Source organism: Pseudomonas sp. AC169 (genome assembly GCF_979258515.1).
In genome coordinates this window covers 2,359,047-2,377,000 of the sequence record NZ_OZ409866.1, presented here as the reverse complement: position 1 = coordinate 2,377,000, position 17,954 = coordinate 2,359,047, and the positions used below count along the sequence as shown (strand labels likewise).

Annotated in this window: 18 protein-coding genes and 1 pseudogene; 9 read left to right on the top strand and 10 right to left on the bottom strand. The window is 58.9% G+C overall.

The annotated features are described in order from the left end of the window. Nucleotides 1-16 precede the first annotated feature (16 nt). The 3 genes from rpoZ to ACZZ0G_RS10885 form a co-directional block, all read right to left on the bottom strand. Nucleotides 17-280, bottom strand: a complete 264-nt coding sequence (gene rpoZ, locus ACZZ0G_RS10895; protein ID WP_016985812.1) for a DNA-directed RNA polymerase subunit omega — start codon at nucleotides 278-280, stop codon at nucleotides 17-19. A gap of 167 nt (nucleotides 281-447) precedes the next feature. After that, nucleotides 448-1,068, bottom strand: a complete 621-nt coding sequence (gene gmk / locus ACZZ0G_RS10890; RefSeq protein ID WP_008078609.1) for a guanylate kinase — start codon at nucleotides 1,066-1,068, stop codon at nucleotides 448-450. A 12-nt stretch (nucleotides 1,069-1,080) separates the two neighbouring features. Next, nucleotides 1,081-1,944, bottom strand: coding sequence for a YicC/YloC family endoribonuclease (locus ACZZ0G_RS10885; protein WP_463556132.1), 864 nt, complete (start codon nucleotides 1,942-1,944; stop codon nucleotides 1,081-1,083). Nucleotides 1,945-2,214: 270 nt separating this feature from the next. On the opposite strand from ACZZ0G_RS10885, the gene rph reads away from it, so the two are divergent. The 3 genes from rph (at nucleotide 2,215) to gltS (ending at nucleotide 4,911) form a co-directional block, all read left to right on the top strand. Continuing rightward, nucleotides 2,215-2,937: a ribonuclease PH gene (gene rph / locus ACZZ0G_RS10880; RefSeq protein ID WP_016985814.1), complete on the top strand. Its 723-nt coding sequence runs from the start codon at nucleotides 2,215-2,217 to the stop codon at nucleotides 2,935-2,937. A gap of 28 nt (nucleotides 2,938-2,965) precedes the next feature. Then, nucleotides 2,966-3,334: a DUF4870 domain-containing protein gene (locus ACZZ0G_RS10875; RefSeq protein ID WP_463398346.1), complete on the top strand. Its 369-nt coding sequence runs from the start codon at nucleotides 2,966-2,968 to the stop codon at nucleotides 3,332-3,334. 368 nt (nucleotides 3,335-3,702) lie between these two features. Then, nucleotides 3,703-4,911 (top strand): sodium/glutamate symporter, encoded by a 1,209-nt coding sequence (gene gltS, locus ACZZ0G_RS10870; protein ID WP_463398347.1) that lies wholly within the window; start codon nucleotides 3,703-3,705, stop codon nucleotides 4,909-4,911. An 80-nt stretch (nucleotides 4,912-4,991) separates the two neighbouring features. Here gltS and ACZZ0G_RS10865 read toward each other — a convergent pair whose 3' ends face one another. Beyond that, the gene (locus tag ACZZ0G_RS10865) at nucleotides 4,992-5,771 is read right to left on the bottom strand and encodes an exodeoxyribonuclease III (RefSeq protein ID WP_007920349.1); all 780 of its coding nucleotides are present in this window, start codon (nucleotides 5,769-5,771) and stop codon (nucleotides 4,992-4,994) included. A gap of 82 nt (nucleotides 5,772-5,853) precedes the next feature. Between ACZZ0G_RS10865 and pyrE the strand changes: the two genes are divergently transcribed. Further along, complete coding sequence (gene pyrE / locus ACZZ0G_RS10860; RefSeq protein WP_008078597.1) at nucleotides 5,854-6,498, top strand: orotate phosphoribosyltransferase; 645 nt, start codon at nucleotides 5,854-5,856, stop codon at nucleotides 6,496-6,498. 168 nt (nucleotides 6,499-6,666) lie between these two features. On the opposite strand, the gene argB is transcribed toward pyrE, so the two are convergent. The 4 genes and pseudogenes from argB to coaBC form a co-directional block, all read right to left on the bottom strand. After that, on the bottom strand, nucleotides 6,667-7,572 hold the full coding sequence (argB, locus tag ACZZ0G_RS10855) for an acetylglutamate kinase (protein ID WP_064389560.1): 906 nt from the start codon (nucleotides 7,570-7,572) through the stop codon (nucleotides 6,667-6,669). A gap of 17 nt (nucleotides 7,573-7,589) precedes the next feature. Next, a pseudogene (locus ACZZ0G_RS10850) lies at nucleotides 7,590-8,966 on the bottom strand (phosphomannomutase/phosphoglucomutase); the annotation flags it as partial. 324 nt (nucleotides 8,967-9,290) lie between these two features. Beyond that, a complete protein-coding gene (dut, locus tag ACZZ0G_RS10845) occupies nucleotides 9,291-9,746 on the bottom strand; it encodes a dUTP diphosphatase (RefSeq protein ID WP_064116430.1) in 456 nt (151 codons plus the stop codon). Nucleotides 9,747-9,751: 5 nt separating this feature from the next. After that, nucleotides 9,752-10,960, bottom strand: a complete 1,209-nt coding sequence (gene coaBC, locus ACZZ0G_RS10840; RefSeq protein WP_122604565.1) for a bifunctional phosphopantothenoylcysteine decarboxylase/phosphopantothenate--cysteine ligase CoaBC — start codon at nucleotides 10,958-10,960, stop codon at nucleotides 9,752-9,754. A gap of 135 nt (nucleotides 10,961-11,095) precedes the next feature. On the opposite strand from coaBC, the gene radC reads away from it, so the two are divergent. Continuing rightward, a complete protein-coding gene (gene radC / locus ACZZ0G_RS10835) occupies nucleotides 11,096-11,770 on the top strand; it encodes a RadC family protein (protein WP_463398348.1) in 675 nt (224 codons plus the stop codon). Nucleotides 11,771-11,854: 84 nt separating this feature from the next. Here the strand turns inward: radC and ACZZ0G_RS10830 are convergent, their stop codons facing one another. Next, nucleotides 11,855-13,444, bottom strand: coding sequence for an ABC transporter substrate-binding protein (locus ACZZ0G_RS10830; RefSeq protein ID WP_463556131.1), 1,590 nt, complete (start codon nucleotides 13,442-13,444; stop codon nucleotides 11,855-11,857). A gap of 448 nt (nucleotides 13,445-13,892) precedes the next feature. Between ACZZ0G_RS10830 and rpmB the strand changes: the two genes are divergently transcribed. Beyond that, nucleotides 13,893-14,126, top strand: a complete 234-nt coding sequence (gene rpmB, locus ACZZ0G_RS10825; protein WP_007920377.1) for a 50S ribosomal protein L28 — start codon at nucleotides 13,893-13,895, stop codon at nucleotides 14,124-14,126. An 11-nt stretch (nucleotides 14,127-14,137) separates the two neighbouring features. After that, nucleotides 14,138-14,293, top strand: a complete 156-nt coding sequence (gene rpmG / locus ACZZ0G_RS10820) for a 50S ribosomal protein L33 (RefSeq protein WP_003177274.1) — start codon at nucleotides 14,138-14,140, stop codon at nucleotides 14,291-14,293. Between the two features lie 208 nt (nucleotides 14,294-14,501). On the opposite strand, the gene ACZZ0G_RS10815 is transcribed toward rpmG, so the two are convergent. Next, entirely contained in the window at nucleotides 14,502-14,864 is a 363-nt protein-coding gene (locus ACZZ0G_RS10815; RefSeq protein ID WP_122596716.1) for a cupin domain-containing protein, read from the bottom strand. A 238-nt stretch (nucleotides 14,865-15,102) separates the two neighbouring features. Here ACZZ0G_RS10815 and ACZZ0G_RS10810 point away from each other — a divergent pair, with 238 nt between their 5' ends. Next, nucleotides 15,103-16,596, top strand: coding sequence for an aldehyde dehydrogenase (locus ACZZ0G_RS10810; RefSeq protein WP_016985821.1), 1,494 nt, complete (start codon nucleotides 15,103-15,105; stop codon nucleotides 16,594-16,596). A gap of 187 nt (nucleotides 16,597-16,783) precedes the next feature. After that, nucleotides 16,784-17,929 (top strand): MFS transporter, encoded by a 1,146-nt coding sequence (locus tag ACZZ0G_RS10805; RefSeq protein WP_463556130.1) that lies wholly within the window; start codon nucleotides 16,784-16,786, stop codon nucleotides 17,927-17,929. Nucleotides 17,930-17,954: the final 25 nt, after the last annotated feature.

Sequence of the window (17,954 nt, the reverse complement as noted above, 5' to 3'; positions counted from 1 at the left end):
TCGACCAGGCATAGGCTTAGACGGCCTCGTTGGACTCGTCCTCGAACGCTGCGAACAGCGGCTCATCCTGGACGATTTCCTGCTCGGCGATGAACTCGTAGCTCATCAGGCCTTCAGCGATTTCACGCAGGGCGACAACAGTCGGCTTGTCGTTTTCCCACTGGACCAGTGGCTCTTTGCCGCCGGTGGCCAGTTGACGGGCACGCTTGGTGGACAGCATGACCAGTTCAAAACGGTTTTCCACGTGGTTCAGGCAGTCTTCAACGGTTACGCGGGCCATGGTATTCCTCGGAGCGAATGCAATATGCGCGCTGCCCGGGTGGGCGAGCGGACTGAGCAGTTTAAAAAATCACCAGCGATTAGGGAAGCGCTGATTTTTTGACCAGACCCTTCGACGCGCTGCAAGTACCAATGTAAAGCGCTTGCAGCGGTTTTGGGAAGTGCTGATTAACCGAGCAATTCGGCCAGCAACTTGCCGAAACGTACTTGCTGGCGTTTCTGCTGGAGTTGATTGGCGCGGAAAATCGCCTTCAGATCGTCAAGTGCATGAGCAAAATCGTCGTTGATGATCAGGTAGTCGTACTCGACATAGTGACTCATCTCGCTGACCGCTTCGCGCATCCGGCCGTCAATGATCTCGTCGCTGTCCTGGCCACGGTTGGTCAGGCGCTGGTGCAGTGCCTGAAGCGACGGCGGCAGGATAAAGATCGAGCGTGCTTGCGGCATCAGCTTGCGCACTTGCTCGGCGCCTTGCCAGTCGATTTCCAGAATCAGGTCGTGACCTTCGTCCAGCGTCTGCTGCAGGCGGCTTTGCGAGGTGCCGTAGAAGTTGCCGAAGACTTCGGCGCGTTCGAGGAAGTCGCCGTGCTCGCCCATCTTCACGAACTCTTCGCGGGTCACGAAGTGGTAGTTCACGCCGTCCACTTCACCCGGACGCATGGCGCGGGTGGTGTGGGAAACCGAAACGCGAATTTCCGGTATGGCGTCGGTCAACGCCTTGACCAGACTGCTCTTGCCCGCGCCCGATGGCGCGGAAATGATGTACAGGGTGCCGGTGCTGTGGGTCATGTCGGGGTTGCCTTACTCAATATTCTGCACTTGTTCGCGCATTTGCTCGATCAACACCTTGAGGTTGACGGCGGCCTGGGTGCTGCGCGGGTCGAAGGCCTTGGAGCCCAGTGTGTTGGCTTCGCGGTTGAGCTCCTGCATCAGGAAGTCCAGGCGCCGCCCGGCCGCACCGCCGGATTTGAGCACCCGGCGCACTTCGATGATGTGGGTGCTCAGGCGATCCAGTTCTTCGGCCACGTCGCTCTTTTGCGCGAGGATGACCATTTCCTGTTCGAGACGCTGCGGATCCAGCTCGGCCTTCATGTCGGCGAAGCGGTCGAGGACTTTCTGGCGCTGGGTCGCGAGCATTTGCGGCACCAGTTCACGCAGGGTTACGACGTCCTCTTCGATAGAGGTCAGACGCTCGTTGATCAAACGTGCCAACTCCGCGCCTTCGCGCTCGCGGCCAGCCTTCAACTCTTTCAGACCTTGGTTGAAAAGGGTCAGCGCGTCGGCATTCAGCGCCTGCGGGTCGGTCGCATCGCCCACCAATACGCCGGGCCAGGCCAGCACTTCCAGCGGATTCAATGCGGCAGGATTCTTGATCAGACCAGCGACCGTCTCAGCGGCGGCGACCAACTGCGCGGCGCGCTCGCGATCGATTTGCAGTGCTTTGCCGGTGCTTTCTTCGGTGAAACGCAGGGTGCATTCGAGTTTGCCTCGTGACAGGCCCTGACGCAGCGCTTCACGCACCGCGCCTTCGAGGTCGCGAAACGACTCCGGCAAACGCAGGTGGGGTTCAAGGTAGCGGCTGTTGACCGAGCGCAGCTCCCAGCTCAGGGTGCCCTGGGCGCCGGCTTTTTCGACGCGGGCGAAGGCGGTCATGCTGTGCACCATGGCGGTGACCTCGCAATGCAGATCGGCGCCGCAGGGATGTTCCGCAGGCTCGATATCAATGAATTTAAGCCGACTGGCAGCAAAGGCGCAGGATTGTAGCGCAGTGCGGCGAATGCGCCCAAACACACGGTGTGACAAAGGGCTGCAGCCCGTCGGTAATGAGTGTTTCAGGGCCTTCAATCGTCGCCCGGATTTTTTAACGAGTGCCCAGTCGCGGTGCAGCGCTCTATAATGCTCGGCAGTTTTCCGTCCTCAGTACAGGTATCTCCTATGAAACGTCCAAGTGGTCGCGCTGCCGATCAGCTCCGCTCGATCCGCATTACCCGCAACTACACCAAACACGCCGAAGGATCGGTGCTGGTCGAATTCGGTGATACCAAAGTCATCTGCACCGTCAGCGTCGAAAACGGCGTGCCGCGGTTTCTCAAAGGCCAGGGCCAAGGCTGGCTGACCGCTGAGTACGGCATGCTGCCGCGCGCCACCGGTGAGCGTAACCAGCGTGAAGCGAGCCGTGGCAAGCAGGGCGGCCGCACCCTGGAAATCCAGCGTCTGATCGGTCGTTCCCTGCGCGCTGCGCTGGACATGTCCAAGCTGGGCGATGTGACCCTGTACGTCGACTGCGACGTGATCCAGGCTGACGGCGGCACCCGCACCGCATCCATTACCGGCGCCATGGTTGCTCTGGTTGACGCACTGAAAGTGATCAAGAAGCGCGGCGGCCTGAAAGGCGGCGATCCGCTCAAGCAAATGATCGGTGCGGTATCGGTCGGCATGTATCAGGGCGAGGCCGTGCTGGATCTGGACTATCTTGAAGATTCCGCCGCCGAGACTGACCTCAACGTGGTGATGACCAGTACCGGTGGCTTCATCGAAGTGCAGGGCACGGCCGAAGGCGCGCCGTTCCAGCCTGAAGACCTGAACGCGATGCTGGAACTGGCCAAGCAAGGCATGAACGAAATCTTCGAACTGCAAAAGGCTGCACTGGCCGACTGAGCAGGTTCATAACCGCAAGGAGGACGCGATGAGTGACGAGCAAGAGTTGCTGCCCAAGCCGAGCCAACAGGTTCGCCAATGGGCGATGTTTTGTCACTTGTCCGCCTTGCTGGGGATCTGGATTCCGTTCGGCAATTTGATCGGACCGTTGATCCTGTGGCAGATGAAGCGCGAAACAGATCCGTTCATTGATGCTCAAGGTAAAGAGGCGCTGAATTTTCAGATCACCGTCGCCATCGCCTCGTTGATCTGTTTCCTGCTGATGGTGCTGATCATCGGATTTTTCCTGTTGGGGATACTGGCCATTGGTGCGCTGGTATTGACCATCATTGCGGGAGTGAAGGCTAACGAAGGCTTCCCGTACCGATATCCGTTTACCTGGCGGCTGATCAAATAAACTGCTCGCAAACTTTCAAAATAAATGCCCTGACATATCAGGGCATTTTTTATTTGTGCAACAAAATTAATCTCTGCGGTATGTAGGAATAATCTGGCTGCGATAAGTGGTACATAAAATTCAACATGAAAGTCGCGCTTACACTTTTGGTCACAACTGAGGTGCCTTAGTGTTGAGCTATCTCCTTGGAATCGGGGGTGGCGATTGTTAAAGTTCTCCGACTAGTATTTCTTCTGAAATATCAAGATATATTCAAGCCATCGAAGGCTCTTGAATTCCACAGTAATCAGTGTTGAGACAATCAGCCGGTTCACGAGGCGGGTGCAGGTAAAAATTCGCCTCTGAATATCTAGCCAAGAATAATCCCAATGATTCAGCTCGATTTTTACGGAACACTTGTGGCCGCTTCCTTAGTACTTCTACTTGGGCGCGGGCTCGTTATGCGTGTTGGTTTCATGCGCAGTTACAATATCCCTGAACCTGTTGCGGGCGGCTTGGTAGTTGCCCTGATTTTATTGTTGCTGCGAACGTTCAATATTGAAATTCGTTTCGATACTTCGCTGCAGACACCTTTGATGCTGGCTTTTTTTGCCACGATTGGTCTAAGTGCAGACTTCGCCAGCTTGAAGAAAGGCGGGCGCGTTGTCGGGATATTTCTGTTGGCCGTCACCGGATTGTTGGTGGTACAGAATGCGATGGGGATCGGGCTGGCAACAATGCTCGGGCTCGATCCGCTGATGGGGCTGCTGACCGGATCGATCACCTTGGCGGGCGGTCACGGCACAGGGGCTGCGTGGGGCACGGTATTCAGCGAGAAATACGGTCTGGCCTCCGCTTCCGAACTGGCGATCGCCTCGGCGACGTTTGGTCTGGTGCTGGGTGGTTTGATCGGCGGGCCGGTGGCGCGGTTGCTCATCAAGCGTGTGGAAGTGCCGGGTTGCAATCAGCAGGATGCGCCACGATTGCCTAAAGGTTTTGAGCAGCCGAACAAGGAGCGCTCAATCACGCCTTTTTCGTTTGTCGAAACCCTCGCGTTGATTGCAGTGAGCTTGCTGGCCGGCAACCTGCTGAATGGCCTGCTGCAGGGGACTGCGTTCGAGTTGCCGACGTTCGTTTGTGTGCTGTTTGTCGGCGTGGTGCTGCGCAATGGTCTTTCAGCGCTGGGCTTGTATCAGGTGTTTGAGCGTGAGGTCTCGGTACTGGGCAATGTCAGCCTCTCGCTGTTTCTGGCGATCGCCCTGATGTCGCTCAAGTTATGGGATCTGGCGGCGCTGGCGCTGCCAATCTTCATCATTCTGGCGGTGCAGGCGCTGGTCATGGCGCTGTTCGCGATCTTCGTGACATTCCGGGTGATGGGCCGCAACTACGATGCCGCCGTGCTGGCTGCGGGGCATTGCGGCTTCGGGCTTGGCGCGACGCCGACCGCCATTGCCAACATGCAAGCAGTGACGCAGCGTTACGGGCCCTCGCAGATCGCGTTTCTGGTGGTGCCGATGGTGGGTGCGTTCTTCATCGACATCATTAATGTCGTCGTGATCAAGCTGTACTTAATGTTGCCGTTCTTCGCCGCCGTCTGAGTTTGAATCTGTTTTGAGCCGAGGCATAAAAAATGCCCGTATCTTGCGATACGGGCATTTTTTGTACTGCGAAACGACGCTTAGATGGTCAGCGTCCAGTCGTAGTCGACGATCAGCGGCGCGTGCTGCGAGAACCGTGGTTGACGTGGCAGACGTGCGCTGCGCACGAAGCGCCGCAGGCCCGGGGTCAGGATCTGGTAATCGAAGCGCCAGCCCAGATTGAGCATCTCGGCCTGTTCGTTATCCGGCCACCAGCTGTACTGGTCGCCTTCGCGGCTGACTTCGCGCAACGCATCGACATAGCCCATGTTGCCGACAATCTCGTCCATCCAGGCGCGTTCTGGCGCCAGGAAGCCCGGGGATTGCTGGCTGTCGCGCCAGTTTTTGATGTCGAGCTTCTGCTGCGCCACGTACAGCGAGCCACAATAAATGTACTCGCGACGTTTGCGTCGCTGTTTGTCCAGGTACTTGCCGAAGTCGTCCATGAGCTTGAACTTCTGGTTCAAGTCCTCATCGCCGTTCATCCCCGAAGGGAGCAGCAAGGTGGCAATACTGACTTTGTCGAAATCTGCTTGCAGGTAGCGCCCGTAGCGGTCGGCCGTCTCGAAACCGAGACCGCTGATGACAGCCTTCGGTTGCAACCGCGAATACAAAGCCACGCCACCTTGGGCAGGGACTTCAGCATCGCAGGCATAAAGGAAGTAGCCATCCAGTTGGAAGGCTGGGTCATCCAGTTCAAAGGCGGAGGCACGGGTGTCCTGCAGGCAGATGACGTCGGCATTCTGTGCTTGCAGCCAACTGAGCAAACCACGCTCGACTGCAGCCTGAATACCATTGACGTTCACACTGATGATCCGCATAAATGGCCCCAAAAATCGCGTGCGTGTATGATACACGGCGTCAAGCTAATTAGCTAAATCCGTGGTATTTGGGGTTTTTTTCATGCAAGCGTATCAGCGCGATTTTATTCGTTTTGCCATCGATCGCGGCGTTTTGCGCTTCGGTGAGTTCACCCTGAAGTCCGGGCGCACCAGTCCTTACTTCTTCAATGCCGGCCTGTTCAACTCGGGTTCGGCCCTGGCGCAGCTGGGGCGTTTCTACGCTGCAGCCATTGCCGAAAGCGGCATTCCTTTCGACGTATTGTTCGGCCCGGCCTACAAAGGCATCCCGTTGGCGGCGACCACTGCCGTCGCGCTGGCCGAGCATCACGACCGTGACCTGCCATGGTGCTTCAACCGCAAGGAAGCCAAGGCCCACGGCGAAGGTGGCAGTCTGGTCGGCGCGCCGCTGACCGGCGACGTGCTGATCATCGACGACGTGATCACCGCTGGCACCGCGATCCGTGAAGTGATGCAAATCATCGCTTCCCAGGACGGTGCCAAGGCTGCTGGCGTGCTGATTGCCCTGAACCGTCAGGAGCGTGGCAACGGTGAGTTGTCGGCGATTCAGGAAGTCGAGCGCGACTTCGGTATCCCGGTGATCAGCATTGTTTCGCTGAATCAGGTGTTGGAATTCCTCGCTGACGATCCGCAGCTCAAGCAACACTTGCCAGCCGTGGAAGCCTATCGCGCGCAGTTCGGCGTTTAACCGCAGAGCACTGTGGGAGCGAGCCTACTCGCGAAGAGGCCTTCACATTCAATATTGATGTGATGCAAACACCGCTTTCGCGAGCAGGCTCGCTCCCACAGGGATTGCAGGGCAAAAAAAGACCCCGCTCAGTCAGGCTGAGCGGGGTCTCTTTGTTTGCGCTAGCGCTTAAGGACGCTTGCGATTGCTGATCAGCGTACCCACGCCGGTGTCGGTGAAGATTTCCAGCAGGATCGCATTCGGTACGCGACCGTCGATGATCAACGAGCTGCCCACGCCGCCCTGAACCGCTTCCAGCGCGCAGCGGATCTTCGGCAGCATGCCGCCGTAGATGGTGCCGTCGGCGATCAGATCGTCGACCTGCTGCGTGCTCAGGCCGGTCAACACGGTGCCCGACTTGTCCATCAGGCCAGCGATGTTGGTCAGCAGCATCAGCTTCTCGGCTTTCAGCGCTTCGGCCACTTTACCGGCCACCAAGTCAGCGTTGATGTTGTACGACTCGCCGTTGGCACCGACGCCGATAGGCGCGATCACCGGGATGAAGTCACCTTTGACCAGCAGGTTGAGCAAGTCGGTGTTGATCCCGATGACTTCGCCAACGTGGCCGATGTCGATGATTTCCGGCTGGGTCATTTCCGGGGTCTGGCGGGTGACGGTGAGCTTCTTCGCACGAATCAGCTCGGCGTCTTTACCGGTCAGGCCGATGGCGCTGCCGCCGTGGCGGTTGATCAGGTTGACGATGCTTTTGTTGACCTGGCCGCCGAGGACCATTTCCACCACGTCCATGGTCGCCGCGTCGGTGACGCGCATGCCGTCGACGAAGTGGCTTTCGATCGACAGGCGCTTGAGCAGATCACCGATCTGCGGGCCGCCGCCGTGCACGACCACCGGGTTGATGCCCACGGCTTTCATCAGCACGATGTCGCGGGCGAAGCCGGTTTTCAGCTCCTCGCTTTCCATCGCGTTGCCGCCGTATTTGATCACCAGGGTCTTGCCGACATAGCGTCGGATATAAGGCAGCGCTTCGGACAGGACCTTGGCAGTGTTGGCGGCGGCATCGCGTTCGAGGGTCATTCAGGGCTCCGGGTGGATCAGAACGGTAGTTGGAGATCAGGTGCAACACGTTTCAATTGGGCGTGGAACACGTCCTTGATGCGCTGCAATTCAGCCTCGTCATCGGCCTCGAAGCGCAGCACCAGCACCGGTGTGGTGTTGGACGCGCGCACCAGGCCCCAGCCTTTGGCGTAATCGACTCGCACGCCGTCGATGGTGGTCAGGTCAGCGCCTGCGCCCCACTGTGCGTCGTGCAGTGCATCAATGATGCTGAATTTGCTCTCTTCGGTCACATGGATATTGATTTCCGGCGTAGAAATATCGTTCGGGAAGGTCGCAAACAGCTCTTCCGCGGTGGATTTTTCCTTGCTGAGGATCTCCAGCAGCCGTGCGGCGCTGTAGATACCGTCGTCGAAACCGAACCAGCGTTCCTTGAAGAAGATGTGCCCGCTCATTTCACCGGCCAACAGGGCGCCGGATTGTTTCATTTTCTTTTTGATCAACGAATGACCAGTCTTCCACATTAGCGGCCGACCACCGTATTCCTTGATCAGCGGGACCAGGCGACGTGTGCATTTGACGTCGAAGATGATTTCCGCGTCCGGGTTGCGCGCCACCACATCGCGGGCGAACAACATCAACAGGCGGTCGGGATAAACGATGCTGCCGGTGTTGGTCACCACGCCGACGCGGTCGCCGTCGCCGTCGAAAGCCAGGCCAATGTCGGCGTTGGTCTCTTTAACTTTGGCGATCAGGTCGACGAGGTTTTCAGGCTTGCCCGGGTCCGGGTGGTGGTTCGGGAAGTTGCCGTCGACTTCGCAGAACAGCGGTATGACTTCGCAATTCAGTGCTTCGATCAGTTGCGGGGCGATCACGCCGGCCGCGCCGTTGCCACAATCGACCACGACTTTCAGGCGTCGCGCCAGTTTGATGTCCTGGACGATTTCGGTGTTGTAGCGGTCGAGGATCTCGACCTGGGTGACGCTGCCCGTGCCGCTGCTCAAGTTGTTGGTCTTGAGGCGCTCGTGCAGGGCCTGGATCTGTTCGTTGGCGAGGGTGTCGCCGGCGATGACGATCTTGAAGCCGTTGTAGTTCGACGGATTGTGGCTGCCGGTGAGCATGACCCCGGACTTGCCGGCCAGCACGTTGGCGGCGTAGTACAGCGCCGGCGTCGGCACCAGGCCGACATCGCTGACGTGGCAGCCGCTTTCGGCGATACCGCGGATCAGTTCGGCAACCAGTTCCGGGCCGGACAAGCGGCCGTCGCGACCGACGGACACGTTCGGCTCACCCTGGGCCAGGCTCTGCGAACCGATGGCGCGGCCGATCCAGTAAGCGGTTTCGGCATTGAGGAATTCCGGCACGGTGCCGCGAATGTCATAGGCGCGGAAAATGCTGTCGGGCAGCTTCGGGGCAATCTTGGCTGGGGTGCTCATCTACGGAAATGCTCCATCTCGAAAGTGGCGGGACAGACCGACGAATCGTTCGACGGCAGGCTCAAACTGAAGGGTATGACGGCGTTTTCCACAGAGAGTTCGTGGTATGAAAGGGCCATGACGCCTCGGCTGGCGTGGCTTTCGGCCGGCAAAACCTTGATTTTCGGTGTTAAAACCTGTCGCTGAAACTGCACAAACTTCCCCCGTAGGAGCTGCCGAAGGCTGCGATCTTTTGACTTTGTTTTTTAAGATCAAGATCAAAAGATCGCAGCCTTCGGCAGCTCCTACAGGAGATGTATTCCGTTATTTGGTGCCGGTGTGGCCAAATCCGCCGGTGCCGCGTTCGGTTTCGACGAACTCTTCAACCATTTCGAAGTGCGCTTGCACCACTGGTACCAGCACCAGTTGCGCCAGACGTTCGCCGACGGTCATGGTGAAATCGGTCTGGCCACGGTTCCAGCACGAGACCATCAGCGGGCCCTGGTAGTCGGAGTCGATCAGGCCGACGAGGTTACCCAGCACGATGCCGTGTTTATGGCCCATGCCCGAGCGCGGCAGGATCAGCGCGGCGAGGTTCGGGTCGCCGATGTAAACCGACAGACCGGTGGGGATCAGTACGGTTTCACCCGGTTTGATCACGATGTCCTGTTCCAGCATGGCGCGCAGGTCGAGGCCGGCGGAGCCCGGAGTGGCGTATTGCGGCAGCGGGAAATCAGTGCCGATGCGTGGGTCGAGGATCTTGGCTTGCAAAGCGTGCATGTAAATTAAACCTGGTTCAGACGTTCGGCGATAAAAGTGACCAGTTGGCGAGCGATCTTGCTCTTGCTGGTCTGGGCGAAAACCGTGGCGTGCAGCTCACGGTCAATCACGCTGCAGGCGTTTTCTTCGCTGTTGAAACCGATGCTCGGGTTGGCGACGTCGTTGGCGACGATCAAATCGAGATTCTTGTCCTTCAGCTTGCGTGCAGCGTAGTCGAGCAGGTGTTCGGTCTCGGCGGCAAAGCCGACACTGAACGGACGGTCGGGACGGGTCGCGATGGTGGCCAGGATGTCCGGGTTACGCACCATTTGCAGGACGAAGCCGTCACCGCTCGTAGGATCTTTCTTGAGTTTTTGCGGGGCGACGACTTCCGGGCGGTAGTCCGCAACGGCCGCCGAGGCGATGAACACGTCGCAGGGGATCGCCGACTCGCAAGCGGCGAGCATGTCGCGGGCACTGACCACGTCGATACGCGTGACGCGATCCGGCGTTGGCAGGTGCACCGGGCCGCTGATCAGCGTGACGCGGGCGCCGGCTTCAACCGCAGCTTCTGCGAGGGCAAAGCCCATTTTCCCGGAACTGTGGTTGGTGATGTAGCGCACCGGGTCGATGTTTTCCTGAGTCGGGCCGGCAGTAATCACCACGTGCTTGCCGGTTAGCGCCTGACGCTGGAAGCAGTCCGCCGCGCATTGTGCGAGGTCGGTGGCTTCCATCATGCGGCCCATGCCGACGTCGCCGCAGGCTTGGCTGCCCGAGGCTGGGCCGAAGGTCTTCAGGCCACGGCTTTCGAGGAGTTGCAGGTTGGCCTGGGTCGCCGGATCGCGCCACATCGCCTGATTCATCGCCGGAGCAACGGCGACGACAGCGTCGGTGGCCAGCACCAGCGTGGTCAGCAAATCGTTGGCAATGCCTTGGGCAAGACGGGCGAGCAGGTCGGCGGTGGCCGGGGCGATCAGCACCAGGTCGGCCCATTTGGCCAGCTCGATGTGGCCCATTGCAGCTTCTGCGGCCGGGTCGAGCAGGTCGAGGTGCACCGGGTGGCCGGACAAGGCCTGCATGGTCAGCGGGGTGATGAACTCGGCGCCGCCATGGGTCATGACCACGCGCACTTCGGCGCCCTGGTCGATCAGGCGACGAACCAGATCAGCGCTCTTGTAGGCCGCGATGCCGCCGCCGACGCCCAGAACGATGCGTTTCCGATACAGCCGCTGCATAGGTCTGCCTTTCATTTCGTGGGTGACATACGTGGCGAAACCCCCTCCCCAGGGTGAATTCGCCCGCAAAAAAGATGGGCTAAGATATCACAGCGACCGCTACGGAACAGCGGCGCCCACAGACAGGGAATGTGTATGAGTATTCGCGATTGGCCTGCGGCGGAACGCCCGCGGGAAAGGTTATTGGAGCACGGGGCAGCGAGTCTTTCGGACGCTGAGTTATTGGCGATTTTTTTGCGTACCGGATTGCCTGGATTAAGTGCTGTGGATCTGGCACGCAACCTGTTGACTCAGTTCGGCAGCCTGCGTTTGCTGCTTGAGGCCGATCAGGACGCATTCAGCAAACAATTGGGTCTCGGGCCGGCGAAGTTTGCGCAACTGCAAGCTGCTCAGGAAATGAACAGGCGGCATCTGGCTGAGAAATCACGGCAGAAACCAGCCCTGGAAAACCCTCAGGTGGTTCGCGATTATCTGAAATCGATGCTGCGTCACGAGCCGCATGAGGTGTTTGGTTGCCTGTTTCTCGACTCCAAACATCAAGTATTGAATTTTGAGATACTGTTTCGCGGCTCGATCGACAACACCAGCGTGCATCCTCGGGAAGTCGTTAAGCGTTGTCTGGCCAACAATGCGGCAGCGGTGATCCTGTGCCACAACCACCCGTCGGGGAACACCGACCCCAGTCAGGCAGATCGATTGCTGACCAAGCGTTTGCAGAAGGCGCTGGAGCTGATTGATGTGCGGGTGCTCGATCACTTCATCATCGGTGATGGTGAGCCGCTGTCGATGGCGGAGTGTGGCTGGATGTAAAAAAACAGCGGCCAGCGTCGAGCTACAAGCCGCAAGCTAGAGCCCTGCGCGGACAGCTCTAGCTTGCGGCTTGCGGCTTGCCGCTTATGGCTTGACGCTGGTTTTGGAATAGTCCTGTCGGCCAAACGGGCTCACCGAATAACCCTGCACGTCTTTACGCGTCAATGCGTAAGCCGTCGGGTGCGCCAGCGGCAACCACAGCGCCTGCTGCTGAATCTGCGTCTGCGCCTGCTCATACAGCTTGGTGCGCACACCTTGTTCGCTGGTGGTCTTGCCGGCGCTGATCAACTTGTCGAGATCGGCATTGCAGTAGCGGGCGAAGTTGGTGCCCGACTTGACCGCAGCGCAGGAAAACTGCGGCGTGAGGAAGTTATCCGGATCGCCGTTGTCACCGGCCCAACCCATGAACAGCAGATCATGCTCGCCGGCCTTGGCGCGACGAATCAGTTCGCCCCACTCGATCACGCGGATTTCCGCCTGAATGCCGATTTCCGCCAGATCCGATTGCAGCATTTGCGCACCCAGGCTCGGGTTCGGGTTCAGCAAGCTGCCCGACGGGCGCGTCCAGATTGTGGTCTGAAAACCGTCTTTCAAACCGGCCTTGGCCAGCAGCGCCTTGGCTTTGGCTACGTCGTGCGGGTAACCCGGCAGGTTCTTCGCGTAGCTCCAGGTGTTCGGCGGATAAGGGCCGTTGGCCGCTTCCGCGGTGTCTTCAAACACTGCCTTGATGTAGTTGGCCTTGTCGAACGCGAGGTTGATCGCCTGACGTACCTCTGGCTTGTCCAGCGGCGGATGCTGGCTGTTGATGCCAACGAAAGCGGTCATGAACGCGTCAGTCTTTTCGACTTTCAGCGTCGGCTCTTTCAGTGCGGCCTGTACGTCCAACGGTTTCGGCGACAGAGCGATCTGGCATTCATTGCGCCGCAGTTTTTGCAGGCGCACGTTGGCGTCCGGGGTGATGGCGAAAATCAGCGGGTCAACCGAAGGCTTGCCGCCGAAGTAATCCGGGTTGGCCTTGTAGCGGATCGCCGCATCTTTCTGGAAGCGGCTGAACACAAACGGGCCGGTGCCGATCGGCTGGCTGTTGAGCTTGTCCGTGGCGCCGGCCTTCATCAGTTTGTCGGCGTATTCGGCGGAGTAGATCGAGGCGAAGCCCATGCTCAGGGTCGCCAGGAATGTGGAGTCCGGGTGATCAAGGGTGAAGCGCACGGTCAGCGGATCGAGTGCGTCGATCTTCTTGATCAGCGCTGGCAACTGCATCGATTGCGCATGCGGGAAGCCGCTCTGGGCGACTTTGTGCCACGGGTTGGCCGGGTCGAGCATGCGGTCGAAGCTGAATTTGACGTCTTCAGCAGTCAGCTCGCGGCTCGGCTTGAAGTAATCGGTCGTGTGAAATTTCACCTGCGGATGCAATTTGAAGACGTACGTCAGGCCATCGGTGCTGACTTCCCAGCTATCAGCCAGACTCGGCACGACTTTGCCGCTGGCAGTGTCGAAGTCCACCAGGCGGTTCATCAGCACGTCGGCCGAGGCGTTGGTGGTGGTCAGCGAGTTGTATTGCACCACATCGAACCCTTCCGGGCTGGCCTCGGTGCAGACGCTCAGCGCGGCGGCCTGGGCCAATGGGCTCAGCAGGAGCGGGGCGAGCAACAGGGGTATGGCAGCGAGGCGCATGGTCGGTTTCCTTTTACAGATCGAAGGCCCATCTGCAAGTGCAGTCTGGAAAAGGCCTACCCTAGAGGGCTGGATTACAAATGACTATCCCCTTTTTGCATTTTCGGGGCACAGTGATGGCAGCTTTTCAGACCACGGCGTCACGTTAAAAGTCGGAAACGCCTGCGCAGGCGATTTTCTGCGACGAGTGGTAAAAATCGATATCAGCCTTTATCCAAGGCGTTCGCGGGCTGAAAAAGCGTCTTTTTGTGGATTGATTGCACACCGATTGTTGTTGCTCCGAAGTCTTTCTGGTATAAAGCAGCGCTCTTTTCTAGGGGCCCGGTTCCTTCACTGTAGGTGTAGCCGGTAAGACCTCTAAAGAAACGCGGCGCCTGGCGCCAAATGACTGAGAGATTAAGCGGCCAACCCATGCCGGGTTGGGCATGTGGTTTTAGAGGGCTGAGGCATGTCGAGAGTATGTCAAGTTACCGGTAAGGGTCCGGTGACTGGGAATAACATTTCCCACGCAAACAACAAAACCCGTCGTCGTTTCCTGCCGAACCTGCAGCATCACCGCTTCTGGGTTGAAGAAGAGAAACGTTTTGTGCGTCTGCGCGTATCTGCCAAAGGCATGCGTATCATCGACAAGCGTGGCATCACTGTCGTGCTCGCCGAACTTCGCCGCGATGGCAAGATTTAAGGGAGCTAATCATGCGTGAATTGATTCGTTTGATCTCGAGCGCCGGTACTGGTCACTTCTACACTACCGACAAGAACAAGCGTACTACCCCGGACAAAATCGAGATCAAGAAATATGATCCGGTTGTTCGCAAGCACGTGATCTACAAGGAAGGCAAAATCAAGTAATTGATTTTTCCCGACTTACGAAAAAGGCCCGTATCTCACGATACGGGCCTTTTTTGTTGCCTCGATTTTTGTGTCGCCTGTCCTGACGCCTTCGCGAGCAAGCTCGCTCCCACAGTGGATCGGTGCAGGGCAAAGATTTTTTGTTCACACATACCAATTGTGGGAGCGAGCTTGCTCGCGAAAGGGCCGGATCAGCCGGCGAAAATCCTCAAGCCTTCTGTTCGAAAATCACATAGATCTTGCGGCAAGCCTCAAGCACTTCCCAGGTGCCACGAAACCCTGCCGGAATCACGAACCGGTCGCCTACACGCAGCGTCTTGGCATTGCCATCGCCATCACGCAGCACCGACACACCCTGCAAGATCTCGCAGTATTCATGCTCGGTGTAATTCACCGTCCACTGCCCCACAGCACCTTCCCACACGCCGACGCCCATCTGCCCACAAGGGCTGTCGTATTGATGGAACACCGCTTGTTCAGGATCACCCTTGAGCACTTTCGCCGGGTCCGGGCGATAGCGTTCGGCTTCGCCGCTGGCGAGGTTGATGTCGACGACGTTCTGGATGTTCATTGTTGTTTTCTCCCGTGATGACGGCGCGATGGTTGGAATGGGCGAAAGTCTATGTTTATTAAATTGAACACCGCAAGGCCGTATAGCGCGCTTATGTCAAATATATTGAAACAACCCCGGCCGCTGGTTTAGGGTGGCGGGTGCCTCTGGCCGAAAAACCGGCTGGCCGGGCAGAATTCCTGAGGACGCTGGCGAAGATCGCGCGGCGCTCGTATTCAACAAGCGGAGGACACTCGAAATGACCACCCTGACTCGTGCCGACTGGGAACAACGCGCCCGCGACCTGAAAATCGAAGGCCGCGCCTACCTCAATGGCGAATACACCGACGCGGTCTCCGGCGAGACCTTCGAATGCATCAGCCCGGTCGATGGCCGTCTGCTTGGCAAGATTGCCAGCTGTGACGCCGCCGACGCTCAGCGCGCCGTGGAAAACGCCCGCGCCACCTTCAATTCCGGCGTCTGGTCGCGCCTGGCGCCGACCAAACGCAAAGCCACCATGATCCGTTTTGCCGGTCTGCTGAAGCAGCACGCCGAAGAACTGGCCCTGCTCGAAACGCTCGACATGGGCAAGCCGATCAGCGATTCGCTGTACATCGACGTTCCGGGCGCGGCGCAAGCGCTGAGCTGGAGCGGTGAAGCGATCGACAAGATCTACGACGAAGTCGCGGCTACGCCGCACGACCAACTGGGTCTGGTAACCCGCGAGCCAGTGGGTGTGGTCGGCGCTATCGTGCCGTGGAACTTCCCGTTGATGATGGCGTGCTGGAAGCTCGGCCCGGCGCTGTCGACCGGTAACTCGGTGATCCTCAAACCGTCGGAAAAATCCCCGCTGACCGCCATCCGCATCGCGGCGCTGGCCGTTGAGGCCGGTATTCCGAAAGGCGTGCTCAACGTGCTGCCGGGCTACGGTCACACCGTCGGCAAGGCGCTGGCCTTGCACAACGATGTCGACACGCTGGTGTTCACCGGTTCGACCAAGATCGCCAAGCAACTGATGATCTACTCCGGCGAATCGAACATGAAACGCGTCTGGCTCGAAGCCGGCGGCAAGAGCCCGAACATCGTCTTTGCCGATGCGCCGGATCTGCAGGCTGCGGCTGAATCTGCGGCCAGCGCCATTGCCTTCAACCAAGGCGAAGTGTGCACCGCCGGTTCGCGTCTGTTGGTCGAGCGTTCGATCAAGGACACATTCCTGCCGATGGTGATCGAGGCGCTGAAAACCTGGAAACCGGGCAACCCGCTGGACCCGGCCACCAACGTTGGTGCGCTGGTCGACACTCAGCAGATGAACACCGTGCTGTCGTACATCGAATCCGGTCATACCGATGGCGCCAAACTGGTCGCCGGCGGCAAGCGCATTCTGCAGGAAACCGGTGGCACTTATGTCGAGCCAACGATTTTCGACGGCGTGAGCAACGCGATGAAGATCGCTCAGGAAGAGATCTTCGGCCCAGTGCTGTCGGTGATCGCTTTCGATACGGCTGAAGAAGCGATCCAGATCGCCAACGACACGCCTTACGGTTTGGCCGCCGCAGTCTGGACCCAGGACATCTCCAAGGCCCACCTGACCGCCAAGGCACTGCGTGCTGGTAGCGTCTGGGTCAACCAGTACGACGGCGGCGACATGACCGCGCCGTTTGGCGGCTTCAAGCAATCGGGCAACGGCCGCGACAAGTCGCTGCATGCGTTCGACAAGTACACCGAGCTGAAAGCGACGTGGATCAAGTTGTAAGCCGTTAAGGGAGCCTGATGCAATCAGGCTCCTGAGCCATACAGAGATCCCCTGTGGGAGCGAGCTTGCTCGCGAATGCGGTGTATCAGTCAGCAAATCTGCTGAATGTGAAACCGTATTCGCGAGCAAGCTCGCTCCCACAGTGGTTTTGTGGTGCACATAAAAATTATCCACAGGAGCGTGGACCATGCGTTGGGCGACGTATTTCGCCGTGTTGGCGTCTGTCTTGAGTGTCGGTCTGGCCCTGGGGGTCAGCATGCCGTTGGTGTCGTTGCGCCTGGAAGGCTGGGGTTACGGTTCCTTCGCCATCGGTGTGATGGCAGCGATGCCGGCGATTGGCGTGCTGTTGGGCGCGAAGATTTCCAGCCATCTGGCGGCGCGCTTCGGCACGGCGAACCTGATGCGCCTGTGCCTGTGGGCCGGGGCACTGTCGATCGGCTTGTTGGCACTGTTGCCGAGTTACCCGATCTGGCTGGTGCTGCGCCTGATGATCGGCGTGATCCTGACCATCGTGTTCATCCTCGGCGAGAGCTGGATCAATCAACTGGTGGTCGAAAACTGGCGCGGCCGATTGGTGGCGCTGTATGGCAGCAGCTATGCCTTGAGCCAGCTGTCGGGGCCGTTGCTGTTGGGCGCGCTGGGCACCGAGCATGATTATGGTTTCTGGGTCGGCGTCGGCCTGCTGCTGGTTTCACCGTTGCTGTTACTGGGCCGCAGCGGTGCGCCGAGCAGTGAAGCCAGCAGCGTAACGTTCAAGGAATTGTGGGACTTCGCCCGTGAGTTGCCGGCGATTGCCTGGGCGGTTTCGTTGTTCGCCGCGTTCGAGGCGATGATCCTGACGTTGCTGCCGGTGTATTGCCTGCAACAGGGCTTCACTGCCGAGATCGCGCTGGCGATGGTCAGCACCGTGGTAGTCGGCGATGCGTTGCTGCAACTGCCGATTGGCGCGTTGGCCGATTACCTGTCGCGGCGTACGTTGTTTGCAGGCTGTGCGGTGGTGTTGATGCTGTCGAGTCTGGCGATTCCGCTGTTGCTCGACACACTGCTGATCTGGCCATTGTGGGTGTTGTTTGGCGCCAGTGCCGGAGGCCTGTTTACCTTGTCGCTGATTTTGATTGGCGAGCGCTATCGCGATGATGCACTGGTGCGTGCCAATGCGCACATCGCGCAGTTGTGGGGTGTCGGTTGTCTGGTCGGGCCGCTTGCGGCGGGGGCGGGCAGTCAGTGGATCAGCGGGCATGCGTTGCCGCTGCTGATGGCGATTGGCGCGTTTGGCCTGGTGATTCTGCTGTTGCGACAGGGCGCCTTTGGCACAGTAACCGAGCCCGCATGACCCAGAGTTCCGGGCAATCACTGTC